This window comes from Flavobacteriales bacterium, from assembly GCA_016699575.1.
Lineage (GTDB): Bacteria > Bacteroidota > Bacteroidia > Flavobacteriales_F > PHOS-HE28 > PHOS-HE28.
The window spans coordinates 1761300-1781774 of the sequence record CP064979.1 but is presented as its reverse complement, the minus strand read 5'-3'; the positions used below and the strand labels follow the sequence as shown (position 1 = coordinate 1781774).

At 61.5% G+C, this 20475-nt stretch carries 27 protein-coding genes; 14 read left to right on the top strand and 13 right to left on the bottom strand.

Annotated elements, in window-relative coordinates; all coding sequences use genetic code 11:
• Positions 1–130: 130 nt before the first annotated feature.
• Positions 131–469: a VOC family protein gene (locus tag IPJ76_07385; GenBank protein ID QQR88027.1), complete on the bottom strand. Its 339-nt coding sequence runs from the start codon at positions 467–469 to the stop codon at positions 131–133.
• Between IPJ76_07385 and IPJ76_07380 the strand changes: the two genes are divergently transcribed.
• Positions 410–583, top strand: a complete 174-nt coding sequence (locus IPJ76_07380; GenBank protein QQR88519.1) for a hypothetical protein — start codon at positions 410–412, stop codon at positions 581–583. The genes IPJ76_07385 and IPJ76_07380 overlap by 60 nt on opposite strands.
• Before the next feature lie 213 nt (positions 584–796).
• Here IPJ76_07380 and IPJ76_07375 read toward each other — a convergent pair whose 3' ends face one another.
• On the bottom strand, positions 797–1402 hold the full coding sequence (locus tag IPJ76_07375) for a T9SS type A sorting domain-containing protein (protein ID QQR88026.1): 606 nt from the start codon (positions 1400–1402) through the stop codon (positions 797–799).
• A 140-nt stretch (positions 1403–1542) separates the two neighbouring features.
• On the opposite strand from IPJ76_07375, the gene IPJ76_07370 reads away from it, so the two are divergent.
• The 7 genes from IPJ76_07370 (at position 1543) to IPJ76_07340 (ending at position 5465) form a co-directional block, all read left to right on the top strand.
• A complete protein-coding gene (locus tag IPJ76_07370) occupies positions 1543–2001 on the top strand; it encodes a hypothetical protein (protein ID QQR88025.1) in 459 nt (152 codons plus the stop codon).
• 357 nt (positions 2002–2358) lie between these two features.
• Positions 2359–2730 (top strand): hypothetical protein, encoded by a 372-nt coding sequence (locus tag IPJ76_07365; protein ID QQR88024.1) that lies wholly within the window; start codon positions 2359–2361, stop codon positions 2728–2730.
• A gap of 91 nt (positions 2731–2821) precedes the next feature.
• Positions 2822–3346: a sigma-70 family RNA polymerase sigma factor gene (locus IPJ76_07360; protein QQR88023.1), complete on the top strand. Its 525-nt coding sequence runs from the start codon at positions 2822–2824 to the stop codon at positions 3344–3346.
• Between the two features lie 10 nt (positions 3347–3356).
• Positions 3357–3614: a hypothetical protein gene (locus IPJ76_07355; GenBank protein ID QQR88022.1), complete on the top strand. Its 258-nt coding sequence runs from the start codon at positions 3357–3359 to the stop codon at positions 3612–3614.
• Between the two features lie 156 nt (positions 3615–3770).
• The gene (locus IPJ76_07350; GenBank protein ID QQR88021.1) at positions 3771–4259 is read left to right on the top strand and encodes a hypothetical protein; all 489 of its coding nucleotides are present in this window, start codon (positions 3771–3773) and stop codon (positions 4257–4259) included.
• A gap of 58 nt (positions 4260–4317) precedes the next feature.
• Positions 4318–4878 carry a YceI family protein gene (locus tag IPJ76_07345; GenBank protein ID QQR88020.1) on the top strand — a complete coding sequence of 187 codons (561 nt, stop codon included), beginning with the start codon at positions 4318–4320 and terminating at the stop codon, positions 4876–4878.
• The gene (locus tag IPJ76_07340) at positions 4875–5465 is read left to right on the top strand and encodes a hypothetical protein (protein QQR88019.1); all 591 of its coding nucleotides are present in this window, start codon (positions 4875–4877) and stop codon (positions 5463–5465) included. Before IPJ76_07345 ends, IPJ76_07340 begins: the two co-directional genes overlap by 4 nt.
• A 217-nt stretch (positions 5466–5682) precedes the next feature.
• On the opposite strand, the gene IPJ76_07335 is transcribed toward IPJ76_07340, so the two are convergent.
• The gene (locus IPJ76_07335; GenBank protein ID QQR88018.1) at positions 5683–6075 is read right to left on the bottom strand and encodes a VOC family protein; all 393 of its coding nucleotides are present in this window, start codon (positions 6073–6075) and stop codon (positions 5683–5685) included.
• A gap of 486 nt (positions 6076–6561) precedes the next feature.
• Between IPJ76_07335 and IPJ76_07330 the strand changes: the two genes are divergently transcribed.
• Both IPJ76_07330 and IPJ76_07325 read left to right on the top strand, forming a co-directional pair.
• On the top strand, positions 6562–7800 hold the full coding sequence (locus IPJ76_07330) for an AAA family ATPase (GenBank protein ID QQR88017.1): 1239 nt from the start codon (positions 6562–6564) through the stop codon (positions 7798–7800).
• The gene (locus tag IPJ76_07325) at positions 7797–8732 is read left to right on the top strand and encodes a hypothetical protein (GenBank protein ID QQR88016.1); all 936 of its coding nucleotides are present in this window, start codon (positions 7797–7799) and stop codon (positions 8730–8732) included. The genes IPJ76_07330 and IPJ76_07325 overlap by 4 nt, the downstream gene beginning before the upstream one ends.
• A gap of 201 nt (positions 8733–8933) precedes the next feature.
• Here the strand turns inward: IPJ76_07325 and IPJ76_07320 are convergent, their stop codons facing one another.
• The 6 genes from IPJ76_07320 to IPJ76_07295 form a co-directional block, all read right to left on the bottom strand.
• Entirely contained in the window at positions 8934–9605 is a 672-nt protein-coding gene (locus IPJ76_07320; GenBank protein ID QQR88015.1) for a response regulator transcription factor, read from the bottom strand.
• Complete coding sequence (locus IPJ76_07315) at positions 9602–9778, bottom strand: hypothetical protein (protein QQR88014.1); 177 nt, start codon at positions 9776–9778, stop codon at positions 9602–9604. The genes IPJ76_07320 and IPJ76_07315 overlap by 4 nt, the downstream gene beginning before the upstream one ends.
• A gap of 245 nt (positions 9779–10023) precedes the next feature.
• A complete protein-coding gene (locus tag IPJ76_07310; GenBank protein QQR88013.1) occupies positions 10024–10698 on the bottom strand; it encodes a response regulator transcription factor in 675 nt (224 codons plus the stop codon).
• On the bottom strand, positions 10695–11447 hold the full coding sequence (locus IPJ76_07305) for a hypothetical protein (protein ID QQR88012.1): 753 nt from the start codon (positions 11445–11447) through the stop codon (positions 10695–10697). The genes IPJ76_07310 and IPJ76_07305 overlap by 4 nt, the downstream gene beginning before the upstream one ends.
• A 1-nt stretch (position 11448) precedes the next feature.
• Positions 11449–12024 carry a hypothetical protein gene (locus IPJ76_07300; GenBank protein QQR88011.1) on the bottom strand — a complete coding sequence of 192 codons (576 nt, stop codon included), beginning with the start codon at positions 12022–12024 and terminating at the stop codon, positions 11449–11451.
• Between the two features lie 96 nt (positions 12025–12120).
• Positions 12121–13014: a hypothetical protein gene (locus tag IPJ76_07295; protein QQR88010.1), complete on the bottom strand. Its 894-nt coding sequence runs from the start codon at positions 13012–13014 to the stop codon at positions 12121–12123.
• A gap of 198 nt (positions 13015–13212) precedes the next feature.
• Here IPJ76_07295 and IPJ76_07290 point away from each other — a divergent pair, with 198 nt between their 5' ends.
• The 4 genes from IPJ76_07290 (at position 13213) to IPJ76_07275 (ending at position 17130) form a co-directional block, all read left to right on the top strand.
• Positions 13213–14526, top strand: a complete 1314-nt coding sequence (locus IPJ76_07290) for a hypothetical protein (protein QQR88009.1) — start codon at positions 13213–13215, stop codon at positions 14524–14526.
• Positions 14523–16367, top strand: a complete 1845-nt coding sequence (locus IPJ76_07285) for a T9SS type A sorting domain-containing protein (GenBank protein ID QQR88008.1) — start codon at positions 14523–14525, stop codon at positions 16365–16367. The genes IPJ76_07290 and IPJ76_07285 overlap by 4 nt, the downstream gene beginning before the upstream one ends.
• A 3-nt stretch (positions 16368–16370) precedes the next feature.
• A complete protein-coding gene (locus IPJ76_07280) occupies positions 16371–16694 on the top strand; it encodes a LytTR family transcriptional regulator (GenBank protein ID QQR88007.1) in 324 nt (107 codons plus the stop codon).
• A gap of 67 nt (positions 16695–16761) precedes the next feature.
• Positions 16762–17130, top strand: a complete 369-nt coding sequence (locus IPJ76_07275) for a hypothetical protein (protein QQR88006.1) — start codon at positions 16762–16764, stop codon at positions 17128–17130.
• Positions 17131–17139: 9 nt separating this feature from the next.
• On the opposite strand, the gene IPJ76_07270 is transcribed toward IPJ76_07275, so the two are convergent.
• The 4 genes from IPJ76_07270 to IPJ76_07255 all read right to left on the bottom strand — a co-directional run bounded on the left by IPJ76_07270 (position 17140) and on the right by IPJ76_07255 (position 20313).
• On the bottom strand, positions 17140–18105 hold the full coding sequence (locus tag IPJ76_07270) for an OmpA family protein (protein QQR88005.1): 966 nt from the start codon (positions 18103–18105) through the stop codon (positions 17140–17142).
• A gap of 28 nt (positions 18106–18133) precedes the next feature.
• On the bottom strand, positions 18134–19147 hold the full coding sequence (locus IPJ76_07265) for a T9SS type A sorting domain-containing protein (protein ID QQR88004.1): 1014 nt from the start codon (positions 19145–19147) through the stop codon (positions 18134–18136).
• Between the two features lie 315 nt (positions 19148–19462).
• Positions 19463–19837 carry a GxxExxY protein gene (locus tag IPJ76_07260; GenBank protein ID QQR88003.1) on the bottom strand — a complete coding sequence of 125 codons (375 nt, stop codon included), beginning with the start codon at positions 19835–19837 and terminating at the stop codon, positions 19463–19465.
• A 101-nt stretch (positions 19838–19938) separates the two neighbouring features.
• Positions 19939–20313: a GxxExxY protein gene (locus IPJ76_07255; GenBank protein QQR88002.1), complete on the bottom strand. Its 375-nt coding sequence runs from the start codon at positions 20311–20313 to the stop codon at positions 19939–19941.
• Positions 20314–20475 lie beyond the last annotated feature (162 nt).

Below are 20475 nucleotides of genomic sequence, written 5' to 3'. Positions count from 1 at the left end.
CCTCGCGTGTGCGCACTGGTGTTGACGCTCGGCTTTGCCGAGTGTCCATCGGTCGCGCGCCTGTGGCGCCAGAGCAACCGGTAACCCACCATGGCTGCATGCCTCGCGCACGCAACCCACAAGGCCCCTTCTATCCCGGGCCAAGCAAGTCCCACTTGTTGCCTGCGATATCGCGGAACACGACCACGCGCCCGTAGGGCTCATCGCGGGGCTCGGTGAGGAAGTGCACGTTCGCGGCGCGCATGCGGGCGTATGTGCGCTCGAAGTCGGCCACCCGGAGGAAGAAGCCGACACGGCCTGCGGTCTGGTCGCCTACCGCCTTCTCTTGTACTGGTCCATCGGCGCGGGCCAACAGCAGACCGGTGGTGGCCTTCGGTGGGCGCACCACCACCCATCGTTTGGCGCGGCCTTGAGCGCGGTGCTCGGCACGCTCGCCGCACCGGCGGATGTGAGCACCATCGCAGGACACTTCGAAGGGAAGAGGACGAAGAAGCGGCTGGAGGAAGTCACACGGTTGCTGGAGACCTTGGAGGCGTTGGGGAGGGCGGTGGAGCGAGAAGGTGCTTGGGTGAGCTCGAGTTAGCACCCTGAGCTATTGGGCGGTGGAAGGACAGATACCGAACGGAAGGTCGGCCGCAAGCCACCCGCCACCATGCTCGCCGGTGGCCTACGCTTCGTCACGCTGCAAGAGCGCCTGGTTTTCCTAACGGTTGCCGAACATGTACGGACCGGTTTGTGATCTCCTGCCTGTGGTCGAGCATCTTGGTGCGGCCAAGAAGTGTCCGTGAGTTGGATCCTAATACTTCACGAACCGCCCCACGAACAAGCGCCCATCACTTGCGGCCTGGTAGACATATACCCCGGCAGGAGCTTCGGCCATGGAGATGGGTACGGCCGGGCCGGTTGCGCCGACGCGCTCGAAGACCAGCTGGCCGCTGCTGCTCCAGATGCGCAAATCGATCGTGGCCAGTGAACGTACGTTCACCACCAGCGTCGCCTCACCGGTCATGGGCGACGGAAAGAAGCGCTGATCGCTGGTGGTGAGTTGATCGAAGACCACGGCCTTGATGGACGTGTAGCCATCGAAGCCCAGCTTGACGCGGTAGTGCACGGTGCTGAACTCTGGCGGCTCCTGGTCAACCCAGGCATAACTGCGGGCAATGAGCGGGTCGCCACAGATGCCGTCGATGCGGTGAACGGGTGCGAACACCACACCATCGGTGGAACGCTCCACTTCCTGACCATCGCACGTGCTTCCACCAAGGATCGTCCAATCCAACCGGATGCCACCATCGAACACCGTAAGCGAGTACGCCGCGATGTACGGGTGTTCTTGTGCCTGCACCGGTTGCACCGTGAGCAGGCAGATGGCGGCAAGTAGAAGCGTTGTGCGGAGTGGCATGGGCCCGATCACTGTTCCGTTCGTCGTCGGGAAGGAGCTTCCCTGACACAAAGTTGGGCCTGGTTGTCAGGTTCCAGTAGCGGAAGCGACGAACGGTACACGGCCCGCCTATAGCTGCCCGTTCACTGAACCGAACACACATGGACCCTACACACGTTAAAGCGGCCATGGCCGGCCTTCTGGCCACGGCAGCGATGACCCTTGTGATGCTGGTGGCCCCCTTCATGGGCCTGCCGAAGATGGACCCGGCGGCGATGCTGTCCATGATGCTGGGGGTTCCCCTTGCCCTGGGCTGGGCCATGCACTTCATGATCGGAGTGGTGTTCGCCCTGGCCTATGCCCTGTTCTTCCGGAAGGTGGTGCGCAAGGCGAACGGCGCGGTCGTAAAAGGGGCGCTCTTCGGCCTGGCCGCTTTTGTGTTCGCCCAGGTGGTGATCGGCCTTATGGGCGCATTGTTGGGCGGCATGCCGCCCATGGAAGGCAGCATGATGCTGATGGCCATCGGCAGCATCCTCGGCCACGTTGTCTTCGGCATCGTGGTGGCCTTGATCGTGAAGGAGGACGCGCGAACCATTCAACAACAACACACAAACCAATGAAGACCTTGCTTTTCGTGGCGGTCACCGCCCTCCTGACCAGTTGCTGCGCAGGTGGCAATTGCAGCGCCCCATCCGGTTCGGAAACAGGGGCCGCCGCCGCCGCTGGCTCCGGTGAACTTGCCGAACACAACTGCACAGCAGCATGCGCGAGCGGTGAACACATGTATGCGCATGGTGAGAAGGGCCATGTGTGCGACGCCTCGTGCATGGATGGTGCGAGCGTTAAAGAACCCGAGCTGGTCGATCACGTTTGCTCGGAAGCGTGCATGAACGGGCAGCACATGTTCGCACATGGCGAAAAGGGGCATGAATGTGACCCGATGTGCGAGCATCATAAGTCCAAGCAGAACTGATCGCATGGAGAGTTGGACACTGCCGCTGTCGATGATCCCTTCCCTCGCAGTGATCCTCAACAGCACTTCGCGCATGGTGCTGGGCCTTACCGATGAACTGAACAACACGATCAAGGACCCGGTCCACGATCGCAACATCGTGACAGCGAAGCTGGGGCAGATCAAGCGCCTGAGCATCGCCAGCATCTTCATGTATGTGAGCCTCGCGGTGCTGGTGGTTACCGTACTGTTGGTGGGCACCGGTTGGATCAATTCGGCGATGGAGGAAGGCGCCATGCTGACCGCCGTGGCGCTTTTCTTCGTGGCGATCGTGTACATGATCGCGTTCAGTTGGAAGGCCTATTTCATCCGCCAGCGGCAGTTCGCGCAGCGCTGATGCCGCCTACCTTGGGCACATGGAGGAAGTGGGATCCACTGCGCTGCCAGCGCCAAACCTAGAAACCGGGACCGCTGCCTTCGCCCACCTGGTGCGCACGCACACGAAGGAACTGCTTCGCTTTGCAGCGAAGCGGCTGAATGATCCGTTGATCGCCGAAGATCTGGTGCAGACCACCTTCATGGCTGCCTGGACCGCACGTGACCGATTCGCGCAACAAAGCAGCCCGCGCACCTGGCTCTTCTCCATCCTGAAGAACAAATTGGCCGACCACTACCGCCAGGCCTATCGCGACCCCGTGTTGCATGGCGCACCCGAAACGGATGATGACCGCTTCGACGAGAATGGCCGATGGACGGAAGCGAACCGGCCCAGCGACTGGGAACTGGATGAAGCAAAAGAGGACGAAGCCCTTCAGAGCCACCTCGCGACATGTCTCCAACACCTGCCCGCACATTGGCGCGCCGCTGTGGAGATGAAATACCTGCACGACCGCGAGGCCACAGTGATCTGTCAGGAGCTGGGCATTACACCGACGAATTACTGGCAGCAACTCCACCGCGCGAAACTGAAGTTGCGCGATTGCATCACCAAGCAGCTGGCCGCACACCGATAATCGCACCACCATGAGCCTGATGAACACCTTGATGCTCTCCTGCCGGAAAGCGACCCAGCTTATGGAACGGCGGACCATGGCCCCCTTGGGCACCGTGGACCGCATGCAGCTGTGGATGCACCTGCGCGTGTGCGACGGTTGCCGGGCGTTCCAAAAGCAGAACGCCACCATTGAACATTTGATGGAGAACCGTGATGTGGGTACGACGATGCCTGACAGCGCGACTTTGGAGGAAAGGGTTCTGAAGTCGATCCACCCACATGTGTGATGGTCTCGTTCAGGCCATACTGCAAGCTCAGTGCATGAGCCGCGGTCGGCGTTTCCAGTCGTTCTTGAGCGGAAGCGATCCGTTCGATCGTCAGGTTCAGGAATAACCTACGACCATCCGTTCAGCAAGGCACTGATAGGCCTTGGCCCAGAACGGATGACGAACGTTTCACGCTTCAAACGCAGCTGGCTCCGCAAGGGGCTCATCATCGCCGCCATCATCGGAGTGACAGGTGGTGGATACGGCTTCTACCTGTTCAACATGCCGCACCGCGATGTGGTGGCCACGAAAGCCGATGGGGAGATCGATGCCCAAGCGTTGGTGGACGAGTTCCTCAAGGACGGCACTGCGGCGAACGCCAAGTACCTCGACACTGAAGGCGAGAGCAAGGTGCTGGCGGTGAGTGGTACGGTGAGCAGCAAAGAGACGGATCTGAAGGGGCAGACGGTCGTATTGCTCAAGGCCGAAGGTGCGGAGGCCGGTGTGCGCTGCTCGTTCACCGCCGAGACCAACACGCAGGCTGATGGACTGAAGACCGAAGACATCGTCACGATCAAAGGCGTGATCCGCGCGGGCGCTTCGTTCGATGCGGACCTCGATCTGTACGAACATGCTGTGCTGGAGAAGTGCAGCCTCGTTCCCTGAACATACCAACGGCCTCAACCGAGCGCCTTCATTCCAACGAAACCTGAACACAAGACCCATGAAAAAGCTCCTTCTTCTCGCCGCGTTACCCGCAATGTTGGCGTTCACCTCCTTGCCCAGTGGCAAGTTCGTAAGCCGTGCCGTTCACGTGACCTTCTTTTCACATACCGCCGTGGAGGACATCACAGCCAACAACTACACCGGTACCAGCACCATTGAACCCGCATCCGGTGAAGTTGTGTTCAGCATCCCCATGCAGGGCTTCGAGTTCGAGAAGGCGTTGATGCAAAAGCACTTCAACAGCGACAAGTTCCTGGATACGCAGACCTTCCCCAAGGCCAAGTTCACCGGCACCATCACCAACCTCAGCGACATCGACTTCACGAAGGACGGCACCTACACCGCGGATGTGAAAGGCCAGATGACGATCAAGGACAAGACGAATCCTGTGACGGCCAAAGGAAGCGTGACCGTGACCGGTGGCAAGGTGGGTATCGAGAGCAAGTTCCCGATCGTACTCGGTGACTACGGCATATCCTTCGTGAAGGGAAAGCCGAGCACCAACATCGCCCAGTCCGTTGATGTGACGGTGAAGGCCGAATGCACCCACGAACAATGAACAACTTCGCAGCAACCGTCCCGGTGAAAGAGGTGGTGTCGGGCGCGGGCATTCCCAAAGCCCGGCACCACCGGACGGCCCACCCGCTGATCGCGCACGCACAGCTGCAATTCGATGAGCTGCACGGTCTGGTAGCTCGGCTGGAACAGGGCGATTACACAGCGCCGGTGCCCGTTCTCAGCAATGCCAGCATTGGCCAGCACATGCGGCACATCCTGGAGTTCTACATCTGCTTGATGGAAGCCCAAAACGGAACCGTGGACTACGATGCCCGGAAGCGTGACAAGTCGCTGGAGAACGAGCGCAGTGCCACGTTGGCCAAGTTGGGTGCGCTGCGCGCTTGGGCCGAAGGCCTCGATGCCGACGCGCGTTTGACCCTGATCGCGGACCACAGCTACGATGGCTCTTCGCGCGAGCGTATGGCCACTTCGTTGTTCCGCGAACTGGCCTATGCATTCGATCATGCGATCCACCACATGGCCTTGTTGCGCATCGGCATCGCACAACAACATGCGGACATTGTACTCGACCCGAATTTCGGCGTGGCACCCAGTACCATTCGCGACCGGCTGAAATGTGTACGGTGAGCTACGCCCCTTTGCGCGCCGGTGGCCATGTGATCACCAGCAACCGCGACGAACGCACCGCGCGCCACGGCAAAACCCCCTGCACCACCTCGCGTGTGCGCACTTGGGTTGACGCTCGGCTTCGCCGAGTGTCCATCGGTCGCGCGCCTGTGGCGCCAGAGCAACCGGTAACCCACCATGGCTTAATGCCTCGCGCACGCAACCCACAAGGCCCCTTCTATCCCGGGCCAAGCAGGTCCCACTTGTTGCCTGCGATATCGCGGAACACGACCACGCGCCCGTAGGGCTCGTTGCGGGGCTCGGTGAGGAAGAGCACGTTCGCGGCGCGCATGCGGGCGTATGTGCGCTCGAAGTCGGCTACCCGGAGGAAGAAGCCGACACGGCCTGCGGTCTGGTCGCCTACCGCCTTCTCTTGTACTGGTCCATCGGCGCGGGCCAACAGCAGACCGGTGGTGGCCTTCGGTGGGCGCACCACCACCCATCGTTTGGCGCGGCCGTCATTGGTGGTCGCTGGCGAGTCTTCCACCAGGGTAAAGCCCAGGACGTCCACGAAGAAGGCAATGGCGGGGTCGTACTCGGCAACGATCAAGGTGATGAGTTCGAGACGCATGCGGGAAGGTAGGACGAGCTGAACAATGCGCTCCGTGCAGCGCAAGGGTTGGTTCGACTCCCTGCACCTCGCGGATGCGCACTTCTGTACCCAGGCAGCTTCACCGAGTGTCCATCGGTGGCGCGCCTGTGGCGCCATAATTCCGTTGCCACCCGATCGTGCCGATGACAGCGGTACGGTCGAACGATGGGGCCCCTACCACAACCCCTTCTTCAGCGCTGCGCGGTTGCGCAGCATTCGAGAGGGGTTGGGAGCACCGGGCCACTGCTGAAGCTGGCCCTGTTAACGGTGGAAATCTCCTTCGGGCATACGAAGACGACCGGCGGCGTGGAATTGGAAGGGTGGGGCCTGGGTCCGGACTTGGAGGCCGGCAAGGAGTGCATGCGTGTACCCGGATCCAAGAGCGCGAACCGATGAACGGGGGCCGCGCGCATACCCGGGCCGAAGGCCGTCCGGCACCTACCTTTCGCGAACAAGAGGCTTTACATGTACATCAAGCACCTGCGCATACGGAACCTTCGCACCTTCCGTGACACGGAGCTTTCATTCGTGCACCCGGGTGCCGATTGGAAGCAGATGGGCTTGCCCAAGCCCCGGCAGCAGAACGTGAACCTCTTGCTGGGCGACAACGGTTCGGGCAAGAGCTCGGTGCTGAAGGCGGTGGCGCTCTCGGCTTTGGGCCCCTTCGTTACCGAAGCGCGTTTGAGCACCTATCGGCTGGTGCGCCGGAGCAGCGGCCGCCCGAGCAAGCACAGCCCCAAGGAAGCGCGAGTGGAGGGCACTTTCCGATTGCACGAGCAGGATGGTGTGGACAAGCGCGGCACGGAGGTGATCTCTGCGCCTGTGATCATGCAGAAGGGCGATATCGAGCCATTGCGTTGGAGCGGGGAGCAAGAGAAGCTCTGGGAACCCATTTACAGCAATGAACGCGAGGCCTTCTTCTTCGTAGGCTACGGAGCCACGCGCCGCGTGGAGGAACGTGAGCGCTTCGACGAGGGGGCCCGCAGCCACCGACTACCACCGCGTGCGCAAGCGGTACAGAGCCTCTTCGAGGATGCCTACTCCCTGGTGCCCCTGGGTTCCTGGCTTCCACGCGTGAACGCAGGAAGACTGGCCGAAACGCGCAACATCCTCAACCGGCTGCTGAAGGGAACGGGCTACAGCTTCGATGGCAAATTGGAACAGGGCGAATACCTGTTCAACAATGGCGTTTCCAAGGTGCCCTTCATGGCCTTGAGCGATGGCTTCCGGGCCTTCCTCGGCTGGGTGGGCGACCTGCTCTACCACATCAACCGTACCTGCCCCAGCGGCAAGCAGCTCAAGGGGAACAAGGGCATCGTGATGGTGGACGAGATAGACCTTCACCTGCACCCCAAATGGCAGATGCGCGTGCTGCCCATGCTGGCCAAAGCGCTGCCCAACATCCAGTTCATCGTTACCAGCCACAGTCCTTTGGTGGTGGGCAGCTTGGAGTGGATGAACATCATCAAGCTGCGCCAGATGAAGGGCAAGGTGAGCAAGGCCGAGCGTATTGAAACGGCCGTACATGGGTTGGATGCGGACCAAGTATTGGTAACGCCCTTCTTCGACATGGACAGCACACGGGTGAACGTGAAGGAGACGCGTATGCGCGCGTTGTCGCAAAAGGCCAGCCGAGGAGATCGCAAGGCGGCTGTGGAACTCATTGAGGAGTGGAGCAAGGGTATCGAGAAGGTCAAAGCATGATCCGTTACCCTACTACACTGAAGGCGCTGCAGCAGGCCGTGGACGCGCTGCCCGTGCCGACCGGCAAGAGTGCCACGGGCCGTGGCAAGTCGTGGCGAGAGCGTGCCGAAGAGCGCACCCGAGGATTCATCGATGCCGAGGGCTACACGAAGGAGACGGCCATTTGGAGCGAAGTGAAACCCGTGTTCGATGGGCTTCAGATGGGAAAATGCGCCTTCTGTGAACGCGCGCTCGAATCGAAAAAGGAAAAGGACATCGAGCATTTCCGTCCGAAAAGCGGTTTGAAGGCCTGGAAGCCCCCGAAGGGTTTCGATGCCACAGGGCTCACCTTCAGCACGATCACCTCGCCGGATCCCGGGTATTACAAGCTGGTCTATCACCTGCTCAACTACAGCGTGGCGTGCGCGCGCTGCAACGGCGACCTGAAGTCGAACATGTTCCCCATCGGCGTGAAGACGCACGATGTGAAAGGTGCGGACCCGGTGAAGTTGAAAAGGGAGAAGCCCTACCTCGTGTTCCCCATTGGCAACTGGGACGAGGACCCTGAGGACCTCATCGATTTCGAGGGCCTGTTCCCATTGCCCAAGAAGAAGAAGGGCACAGCGGGCTACCAGCGTGCCCGGGTCACCATCGCGTTCTTCAAGTTGGACGACTACAACTACCGACGTGAGATCTTCCGTGGCCGGGCCGAGGCGATCGAGAAGATCGGTATGGCCAGGGAGTTGCTGTCCGGGACCGGGACCACTGCGGCCTTGCGCGACCAGTGCAAGGCCATCATTGCCTACCAGACCAGCCCCCAAGCGCAATACACTTCCTGTGCACGGGCCTTCAATGGCCTTTGGGATTCCGATGTCGTCAAGGCGCGGAAGATCTTCAAGATCGCCGTGGATTTCCTGGCCGGTGTTTCCCCGCCCCGCCCCGATCCGCGCTGAGCGTGACGCACGAGCATACCGTTGACCGTTCGCAAGAACGTGGGTCCGTTGCACCACCTTGCGTGTGCACACTGCTGTTGTCGCTTGGCTTCGCCGGACCTGCCTGCGGGAAGCAGGTGTCCATCGGTCGCGCGCCTGTGGCGCCATATCTCCGTCGCCGCTCGGTTGTGCCTATGACCGTGATCGGTCGAACGAGGGGGCCTACCCCCACCCGTTCTCCACCACCATCCTCACCAGATCGGCCCTGGTCTTGGCGTGCAGCTTGGCCACCACGTTCTTGCGGTGGCTCTCGGCGGTCTCGGGCTTGATGCCCATGCGCTGGCCCACCTCCGTTAGGTGGTAGCCCTTGGGGTGGGCGTACAGCAGCACGAACTCGCGCTCGCGCGGTGTGAGCTTGGCCCATAGGTCGCCGGGCGCGGGGCGTGCGGCGGCGGCATCCTGCACGCTGCGGCGCAGCTCCTTGCTCACCAGATCGTTGTAGTGGAAGCCCGCCAGGTGCACATGCTCCAGTGCGCGCAGCAGATCGCTGGCCTTGCCCGCCTTGGAGAGCACCCCCAACGAACCGGCCTGCAGGGAGCGTTGCACGCGGTGCGGCTGCGGATCGCCGGTGAGGGCCACGGGCTTGGTGCGCGGCTGGTGGCGCCCGATCCAGCGGATGGTCTCGAAGCCGTCGCGCACGGGCATGTCCAGGTCCACCAGCGCAATGTGCACGTGGCCCACCTCGGCGCACTGGCGCTCGTAATCGAGGCCGTGCTCGGCGCGCAGCACCACGCGGCCGCGCGGCCACGTGTCCATCACGGCGGCATAGGCATCGCGCACCACGGGGTGATCGTCCACCACGGCCAGGCGCAGCAGGTTGTTGGTGGTGCTCATGCCGCCGTGGCGTGCGGGGCGGGTTGCGCCGGTGGTGCGCTACTTGTGCGGCCGGCGGGCGGCGCTGCAGTTTGCGCACTGCGGGGCACGTCCTCGAAACGGTGCTGCAGTTGGAGCAGCAGCACGCGCTGTTGCTCGGTGACTTCCGTGGGCGCCGCGGACGTGCTGTGCATGGCCTTGTGTTGGTGCGCTGCAAAACAGATAAGAAAAAAAGTGCCGCGCCTCCTGAAAAATCGGGATGCGCGGAATGCACGTGGTACAAGGGGGAGGCACAACCTTGCGCCCCGGGAGCCGATCCATGGTGGGTCTGTTAGGGCTCCGGAGCAGCAGCCCCGGCCGTATCGCGGCCGGGGTTGCATTTTTCCGATGGGCGATCGAACGGCGACAAGCTGAGCGCGTGCAGGGTGTTCTGCACCCCTCACCCTTGCACCACCTGCACAATGCCCCAGCGGTAAGCGAAGATGACCAACCCCGCCTTGCTCTTGATGCGGAACCGATCAAAGACATGCTTGCGGTGCGCCTCGACGGTACTGGGCTTGATGTTCATGCGGTCCGCGATCTCCATGTACGTGAACTCCTCCGGCGCGCAGGCGAGCTTGATGAATTCCAGTTCACGGTCGGTGATGGCGGACAGGATCTTCTCCTGTTGCCGCTCGTAGTTGGAGCGCCGGTCCTCGTTCGCGTTGTATCCTTCTTCGCTGCCGTAGTAGCCCGTATCGCGCACGCTGTCCAGCGCTTCCTTGAACACGGCGGGTTTCACGTTCTTGAGCAGGAAACCGCGCGCGCCCACGTGCACGGCGCGTATGGCGGCCGATTCGCTGGCATCGAAGGTGAGGGCCAGCGCCTTGATGTGGGGGTGGTTCTTGTGCAGCCAAGCAATGGTGGCGTAGCCGTCCATGATGGGCATGTTGAGGTCCACGATGGCGATGTCGATGTTGGGCCCTTTGGGCAGTGCCTTCGTGAATTCGCGGCCATCGTCTGCTTCCAGCACCACGCGGTAACCGCCCAGTCGGTTCACCAGGCCCACCAGGCCGGTGCGCACCAGCGTATGGTCGTCCACGAAGGCCACGCGCGTAATGGGGGTGGTGCTCATCGCGATACGATAACGGTGGTGCCCTTGCCCGGCGAGCTGATGATGGTGCATTGCGCACCGATGAGGGCCGCACGCCGGTGGAGATTGGCCAGGCCCTGTCCTTTGCTTTTCGCGGTGGTGTCGAAGCCGTCGCCGTTGTCCTGCACGGCCATGCGCAGCTCGCCGTTGTTCACCAGGGTAACGGTGATGCGGCTGGCGCCGGCATGCTTCAAGGCGTTGGTCATGGCCTCCTGGAAGATGCGGAAGAGCACGGCGTGCTGGTCGGGCGGCAGGTCGTTGTGGCGCACATCGGCCAGCAGCACCACCTCGCGTTTGCCGGGGCGGTTCAGGCGGTCGCACTCTTCTTGCAGCAGGGTGGCCAGCGGGCGGTCGCGCAGGTGGTCGGTGTTGAGGCCCTTGCTGATGCGGCGCAGTTCGTCCGCCGCCCGCTGCAAGGTGTCTTCCATGGCGGCCACGTCCACATGTTCACCCTGCATCAGGGCCACGGCGTCCACGCGCGCGGCGGTCACCAGGTGGCCCACATTGTCGTGCAGTTCGCGGCTCACATCGCGCAGCGTATGGTCCAGCACTTCGCGTTCCACCTCGCGGATGTCGGCGGCGTGCTGCAGTTGCAGTTCGGCCAGCTGTGCGCGGTGCAGCATGCGGCGCTGGTGCACCACGATGAGCAGCACCACGGCCACGCCCAGCAGCAGCAGGATGCCTAGCGCGCTGATGATGACCACGGTGGCGATGTCGGCGTGTTCCGTCATGTCAGGTGGTGGATACGGGTGTGCGGGCGCGCAGGCAGGCGGTGCCCATGAGCGCGAACTTGAGGAGGAACAGCACTTGCGTGATGCGGAAGAGGCCTTGCGCCAAGGTGGTGTCCACTTCCAGGAAGTAGTTGATGGAACCCAGCAGCGGTGCGGCGGCTCCGTAGTACACCAGCACGGCAAGGCACAACCAGTAGGCGGCCGAGTTGCGCAGGCGCGCCTGCAACGTGTTGGCCAGGTGCCAGAGCCGCAGCAGGTAAAGGGCGGTGAGCAACAAGGCCCCCATGATCACGGAGGTGTTGACCAGTCGCGCGGCGGGGTCGATGAGCGACAGGTTGATGGCCCATGCGGCGAGGAAGCCACCGCTCAGCGTGAGCAGCACCGGCCGTGGCCACGGGTGCAGGGCGTGGCTGAGCGCCAGCAGCAGCACGAACTCCACGGGCCAGTAGAGGTTGTAGAGCAGCACGTTGTGCACGCCCAGTTCGTTGAGCAGCATGGCCAGCAGCTCCACTGTTGCTGCCAGCACCACCCACCAGCCGAGCAAGCGATGGAACCGGTCGGCGGGCATGCGGGCCATGGCGCGGGCCAGCAAGGCGAAGACCGTTACTGCGGCAATGCATATGGACCAAAGGGAGAGGATGGGAGGGCGGTGTTCTGCCGAAGGTACCGGTGGTCATTGCGGGGGCAGCTCGTAATAGCCGTTGCCGGGCGGGTTCATGGAGCCGAAGTCGGCACCGTGCATGTGCAATGGACGGGTGGGGTAGTGGTTGTTGTCGAGCAGGTCGCGGTAACCGGAATTGGGCGCCTGCACGGCCCTTAGGCGCATGTGCAGGGCCATGCCGTGGCGCAGTTGCGCCTCGGCATCGCGCCGGCCAATGCAACGGAACACGGTGTGCAAGGTGCTGTCGGGGTGCCCTTGGGCGTTCTGGTCCTGTAGTGCCAGCACTTCGTCTTCCCAGGCGAGCACATCGGCCCCGGCATCGGTGTGCGGGTCCAGCGCCACGAAGGAGCCCGTGGGCGTGTGCCGTACGCGCACCTTGCTGTAGTACACGGTAGTGCTGGAAGCATCGAACTGATAACGTGCGCGCCACTGCGTGCGGTCGTAGTTGGTGAACCGGCCGCGGTTCCAGTCCTTCACGGTGCTGCCCACTGTGTAGCTGAACCGGTCGCTATCGCCCGTGGGGCTCAACGCCACGGTGCAGAACGCCAGCCGGATGGAATCGCCCGAGAGACCATAGTCGATGTGCAGCGCGTGCAGCCCCTGGCCTCCTGGGGCCAGTTGCAGCAAGGTGTCGAAAGGGATCTCCTGCGCTGTGTGCAGCAACGGTACCCCACGGCCCGCATCGAAGTTGGCGGTGAAGAGACCATGGAGGCGCTGGTAGGTGCTGTCGAGCAAGTGCATGGAATCGGCTGGCGGTGGTGGTGGTGCGGCGTACGTCACGGCGGCCGGCCCACCTGCGTTCGGTGGGTTGCTGGTGCCGCAGCCCAGAAGCACGGCGACGAAGGCGGCCACCGCGACAGCTATGGCGGCGTTGCGCGGGGAGGTGAGGATGTTGCTGGTCTTCATAGGTGGTGTGTTGCGGCCAACGTTAACCGCCCGCTGGATCGCCCGCCTCCCGGTTTTCCGGGATACGTGATAAGAGGTTGGTGTTGAAAACCCCGGGGCCGGCAGGAAGCGTTCACCCATCCCAGCCGTGCGTTCACCCGATCACTGGCCCGTTCACCACTGCGATCGCGCACGTTCGTGGCACCAACACCCACTGTCATGCGCACCCGTATCGCCCTGCTTGTCGCCGCCATCTGCCTTTCCGCCCTGGCCGCCTATGCCCAGCCCACCGACGCACAGATCCTGAAGGACATCGCGAGCCCCAAGCAATTGAAGGTGGAACTGGTGAAGGGCACCACCAAGAAGGTGTGGAGCGATGCGCACGCGCAGTGGTTCTGGGAACGCGGCGCCACCATCTGGCTGCCGGCCGATGTGCCGGAGTTCCCCAACGCCAAGGTGGTGGTGTACGGCTTCGCGCGCTACCACACCGGCAACCCGCCCAGCTACCGCGAGTGGAAGACCAGTCTCAACGAGTACGAAGGTATTCCCGCGCCCACCAGGGAGGAGATCCTGGCACACGCCCGCAAATACCTGAAGGACTTCGTAGGCGAGTACCGCTACAACCGCATGGTGGACCTGAAGAGCATCGCGGTGGCCGCCGACCCGAAGACCGTTTGGCACACGCCGCTCTCCTTCAGCATGCAGTTCGATGTTGTGGCCGATGTGATCATCAGTGATGTGGAAGTGGCCACGGAAAGCACGCGGCAGGAGACGCGCTTCTACCGCGAGAAGGTGAGCGACCCGTGGCGGTCGTTCATGGTGACGGTGGAGCGCGATGTGCAGCACGACAACAAGCGCAGTTATTCGCCCGAAGACATCCGCGCGATGGAGACCATCGGCAGCCGCGAACAGGAAGCACAGGCCCAGGCGGCATTGGCCGCATTGGGCGATGTAACGATCCCCGACTTTGCCCGCGATGTGGACGTGTTCATGCACACGCACAAGCTGCTGCGCGAAGGCACGGCGGCGCAGTTCGAGGCGTACCTGATCCGCATGCTGGCACCCGTGTATTTCGTGGAAGGGAGTTCCACGCGTCTTACGCCCCAAGGTGCCGACCTGGTGAACAAGGCGGTGAACAACGCTTTCAAAGGCAAGAGCACCTACGCGCAGCAGTACTGCCCCGATCCCGGCGTGAAGAGCCAGCAGCCCGACATGATGGAGTGGTGGAACGCCACGCAGGATGCGCATGTGCGCATGGCCTTGACGAAAGCCGGAGGCACATGGAAGAACGGCCAGAAGACCGGCGAGACCTACAAGATCACAGCACTTGAAGTGTGGATGCTCACCAGTGCCGATGATATCGCACGGATCAACAGCTACGAGCCGGGCATGCTGTGCAAGGGAAATGCAGCGCCCGTATCTTCCGGCGGATCGAGCACATCGGGCCAGAGCGGGGCCGCTCCTCAACAGTCCGGTGGCAACGACATTCTGAAGAAAGGCAAAGGCCTCTTGAACAAACTCACCACACCATGAAGCACATCGTTACGCTCCTCTTCCTCGCCCTATCGTCCACGGCGAGCGCTCAACTCTCGGGCACCAAAACGGTAGGCGGGGCCAACCCGGATTTCGCGACCATCACAGCTGCGGTGAACGCGTTGATGAACCAGGGTGCCACGGGCAACGTCACTTTCAACATCCGGCCTGGCACATATGTGGGTCAGTACAACGTGGGCGCCGTGCCGGGCACACCGGGCACCATCATCTTCCGCAACGAAACGAATGGCGCGCAGGCGGTGAACCTGGAGTATGACGCCAGCAGCACCACCGACAACTTCATCTTCCGCTTGGAGGGCCCGCACGGCGTGGTGCTGGAGAAACTCACCTTCCGTCCGCTCGACTACGACTATGCGCGTGCCGTGCATTTCATCAACGGGCTCTCAGGTCTCACCATCGAACAGTGCGTGTTCCACGGCAGCACCAACCCATCGGGCTCGGCCTATTTCGACCGCATCCTGGTGCACTGCGACCAGTTCACCCTGAACACCGATAATAATCCACAGGACGTGCTGATCCTGGACAACAGCTTCTTCAACGGGAACACGGCGATCGATCTGGACGGTTATGGCTTCAACGGCGCACGCATCGGCGGTGTGATCATCAGTGGCAACGAATTCCGTCAGCAGATCGGTACCGGCATCAAACTGAACCACTGCACCGGCTCCATCGGCGACAACGACTTCAGCACCACCGTAGGCGATTGGTACGTGGCCATCCGCACCACCTTCTTCGATGGGGGCAGCCAGATCCGCCGCAACGACATCCAAGCGTATGCGACCAACGGTTGCACGGGCATCGAAGTGGGCAACACGCAGAACACCACGGGCAACATGATCAGCAACAACATGGTGTATGTGAACGGTACCGGCGATGTGTGGGGCCTTGCCGTGTACAACCTGTGGGATATGAAGATCTTGTACAACAGTGTGCTCGTGGCCGCTGGCAACCAGTTCCAGAGCTATGCCTTCTTCCACCTGAGCAATTTCGCCGATGGGCAGGATGCGTTGGTGCGCAACAACATCTTCGCGAACAACACAGGAGGCTTGGCCTACATCGTGAACGTGGCGGGCAATGTGCTAGCGGAAGATCACAACTGCCTCTTCAGCACGGGTGGCACGCTCAGTAGCGTGGCCGGTAGTGCTTATACCTCCATCGCTGCGCACCAGAGCGGGACAAGTCAAGGCACGGGCGATACGGACATCGACCCCGTGTTCCCGATCCAACCCGATCTGCACATGAACAACTGCGCCGTGGACAACATGGGCGAGTACTTCTTTGTCGTTGCTGCGGACATTGACGGCGATGCGCGCGGAAACCCCGTATGCGACATGGGCGCCGATGAGTACACCGCCAGCACCAATGCGATGCAGGCACCGACGATCACCATCCTCGCCAGCGATCTTCCCTACCAGCTCGGCCTGAACGCTTCATTCAATGCGTACAACTGGAGCACAGGTTCCACCTCACCCACCACCACGATCACGGCTGGCGGCAACTACAGCTGCGATGTGCTCGATGGCAACTTCTGCTCCTACAGCATCAACATCACGGTAGTGGTGGATATCAATACCAGCGTACCGGAGGTGTCGAATAGCGTCGTTTCGCTCTACCCGATACCCGCCAGCGAAATGTTGAACGTGACCGGACTTGTCGCCGGGGCGGCTTACGAGGTGATCGACGTGCAAGGACGCATCCTTCTCTCGGGGACCGCGCAGCCGGTCACAGCGATCGATGTTCGTGAACTCAGCCTAGGCATGCACTTGTTGCGTTGGATGGATGGAGCTGAACCCCGTACGGCGCGCTTCATCAAACAGTGATCGATGTCGCCGGCGGGCAAAGCGGTCTTCGTGCGCGACGGGCGGCAATGGAGCCGCGTTGCCGTGAGCGAGGTGCTGTACCTGGAAGCCGATGACAACAGCACCACCGTGTATACCGCATCGCGCACCTTCACCGTGCCGCGCATGCTGAAGGAAGTGCTGGACACCGTGGCCGATGAACGCATCCAGCGCATCCACCGCTGCCACGCGGTGAATTTGGACCGTGTGCTGGCCGTGAGCGACAACGGGTTGCACGTGGGCGACAAGTGGTTGCCGATCGGGCGGAGCTTCCGCAGTGAGGTGTTGAAGTTGCTGCGGATGATCTGAGCGGACGGGAAACACATGACGTGCTACTGTGCAACGACTTTCTACTTTTCGGCAACAACCCACACCAATGATCATCGACATCCTGCTCACGCTCAACGACAGCGAAGTATGCATCGCCATGTACAATGGCACGTTGCAGAACAACCAGACCACCGTACAGCAGCACACCTACGATATCACCATCCATTCCGTGCCTATCGCTACAGCCCCAGGCGGGCACTATCTGAAGTTCAACAACCCGATGCCAGGCACGCAGGTGCTCTTGCGCTGGGACACGCCCGGCACCAACCTGCTCTACTTCGTGAATGCCAGCGGCACCAGCAGCACCATGCAGATCGGCGCTGATCCGGCATTCACCATACCTGGCAGCAGTTGCCCTTCGGATCCATCGGCGCTCGTTGTGGCCGATGCCAAGCAGTGGCAGTCGGGCAAGTGACGGGTGGGCTTACCGCGCCACCAATTCCACGCGCCGGTTCAGTTGCTTGCCCGCCTCGGTCTTGTTCGTGCCCACCGGCACGAGCGGACCAACGCCATGCGCATCGAGCCTCGCCGCTGCTATGCCATGTTCCGCGGTGAGCAGGCGCACGACTTCCGCAGCACGGCGCTTCGACAGGTCGAGGTTGTGCTCGAGCGTCCCGGTCATATCGGTATGGCCCACTACATAGACGTTCAGATCGGGCATCAACTTCAGCAGACGCGCGATCTCTCCGATGATGGGTAGCGAAGCGGCTTGCACGGTGGCTTTGTCGGTATCGAAGAGGATGTCGTTGATCGCCACTTTGCCATAGGCCTCGATCTGCTGCTTCATCCATTCGGCATCCACTTTCACCTTGTCTGTGTCGATGGCCACTTCTTCGATGATGTCCACCATCAGCACCTTCACATCGCTGGTGTATTGCGAGCCGCTCACCACCACATGCGCCGGCACGTCGTTGTGCTTCATGCTGGCGGCGATGTAGAAGCTGCCAGCGCTGGTGGCCGAACCCTTCAGCAGGTTGATGCCTACGCTGGGCGGGAAATCGTTGCGGGCGTAGTGGACGCCGATCATGGTGCGGCTGCCCACCTCCGGCGAGGTGGACTTGTCCTGCTGCCCTTCGGCGAGGATGGTGACGCCCGCCCGCTTCAACGCGCTCTGGTAGTTGAGGTAGAGGTCGCGCAAGGAGACGGTGCCGCTGATGGTGTAGTAGATGCGCGTGCGCTTGCCTTTCACCTCCGTCCACTGATCGATCTGCTTATAGCCAGTGACCGGCCCACGTGCGATCGCGTAGTCCACGTGGTTCATCTCTTCGCACCAAGCGAGTGTCGCACCGGGGTAGCGCGTGATCAGCGGATGGTCCTTGCAACCGTTGGCGTCCTGGGCATTCGACGCGCCGACGGTAAGGAGCAACAGTGCGATGAGCGTGTGACGCATGGCCGTGAGGGATCGGAAGAAGTGTCGCTTATTGGATGACGAGGCGCGCTGTTGTGACCATTGCATTGCCAGGTGACGACAAGCGCACGACGTAGGTGCCCGCAACGAGTCCATCGGTGCTGATCGTCGTCTGGCCGATCGCGGTGACCAGTACGGTGCGGCCGAGCGCATCGATCACCTCCGCCCTGAGGGAGCCAGCGTTGGCGATGCCCGCAATGATGACGGTACTGCCTTGCACGGCCGGTGTCGGATGGATGCGCACGTTGGCCAGGTCGGACTCTTCCACTGTTTGCGGCCCCACGGAAATGGGGTTCTTGTCATACCACACCTGCTCGCTGGTGCTGAAGCCGTCGAAGTCCATGTCCATCAGCAGCAGCCAGAAGCGATGATCGGACGAGACCCAGGCCCATTGTTCGCTCGTGTTCACCGTGGTATTGCCGAAGATGGTGTTGTTCTGCACGCGGCTCATGCGGTAGCGCACGGTGTTGGTGTAGGTCCCGGTGGGCAGGATCAAGGTGCCATAGCCGTCGGCCACCAGATCCACAGTGCCGTTCATGGTGCCGAGGAAACCCGCAGCGCTGAACGTGCCGCTATAGGCATCGTTGAATTGGTCGCCGTAGCTGTACGGCAATTCGATCACTTGCTCAAGATCCACGTCCATGAGGTACTTGGCGGTGTCGCCCGGTCCGATGATGATCGCGCTGCCTTCGCTCTCGAGCGCTGAAGGACCCGCCACGTAGTAGGTGAATGCATCGTCCCACGTGATCCCGCAGAAGGTGGCGTTCGGGAAGTCATCAACGAAATCCGTTGAGGCGGGATCCACGAAGAGGATCTGCTCCTCGCTGAACTCGGTGAGCCCGCTGAAGTCCCAGGTCTGCATGGGACCTGCGCTGGCGTTCAGCGCCACACTGTCGATGGGATCGGAGCAGCGGCCGATGGTGGCGACATCGCCGATCACCGGGATGTTCAGCTGGGTTATGTTGGGTTGGGCGATGAGGGCACCCGTGGTACAAAGCGCGGAGAGGGTAACGATGTTCTTCATGGTTAGCGGATCAAGTGGCAAAGCAAGGCTTCACGCCTTCCTTCGTCCATTACCCAAATGGGTGGTTTGTTGTGGGGGGCAGGCTCTCACGGAGCCACGGAGGAATGCTGCGGGCGGTCTCACACGGAGCCACGGAGGCACGGAGGAAATACAGGTACTGTGATCGTATTCTCCGAGTCTCCGTGCCTCCGTGTGCTCTCAACTGAGTGAGCCTGTGATCGTATTCTCCGTGTCTCCGCGCCTCCGTGTGCTATCAACAGAGCGAGCCTGTGATGGTATTCTCCGTGCCTCCGTGTGACCTCTCTTCCGTGTTGCTCAGTTCACGATCCGCTTGATACCCTGTTTCAGCAGCGGTGCACCGAAATTGATGAGCAGGCCGACGCGCAGGTTCATCAGCTTCAGATAGGTGAGTACCTGCTTGTAGTGTACAGGCGCGAACTGCTCCACCGACTTCAGCTCCACGACAACACGCCCCTCAACGAGCAGATCGAGCCGCAAGCCTTCGTTGAACGTCATTCCGTCGTAAACGAACACGACGTGCTTCTGTCGTTCGACATGCAAGCCCCTACGTTTCAGCCGTGCTTCCAGCAACGCTTCATACACTGATTCGAGAAGCCCAGGTCCCAGATCGGCGTGCAACTGGAACGCCTCATCCACAATGATCCCGGTCAGTTCCTTTTCATGCTCCATAGCATCGTATTCTCCGTGTCTCCGCGCCTCCGTGTGCTATCAACAGAGCGAGCCTGTGATGGTATTCTCCGTGCCTCCGTGTGACCTCTCTTCCGTGTTGCTCAGTTCACGATCCGCTTGATACCCTGTTTCAGCAGCGGTGCACCGAAATTGATGAGCAGGCCGACGCGCAGGTTCATCAGCTTCAGATAGGTGAGTACCTGCTTGTAGTGTACAGGCGCGAACTGCTCCACCGACTTCAGCTCCACGACAACACGCCCCTCAACGAGCAGATCGAGCCGCAAGCCTTCGTTGAACGTCATTCCGTCGTAAACGAACACGACGTGCTTCTGTCGTTCGACATGCAAGCCCCTACGTTTCAGCCGTGCTTCCAGCAACGCTTCATACACTGATTCGAGAAGCCCAGGTCCCAGATCGGCGTGCAACTGGAACGCCTCATCCACAATGATCCCGGTCAGTTCCTTTTCATGCTCCATAGCATCGTATTTCTCCGTGTCTCCGTGCCTCCGTGTGCTCTCAACTGAGCAAGCCTGTGATCGTATTCTCCGTGTCTCCGCGCCTCCGTGTGCTCTCAACAGAGCAAGCCTGTGATCGCATTCTCCGTGTCTCCGTGCCTCCGTGTGCTCTCAACAGCGCGA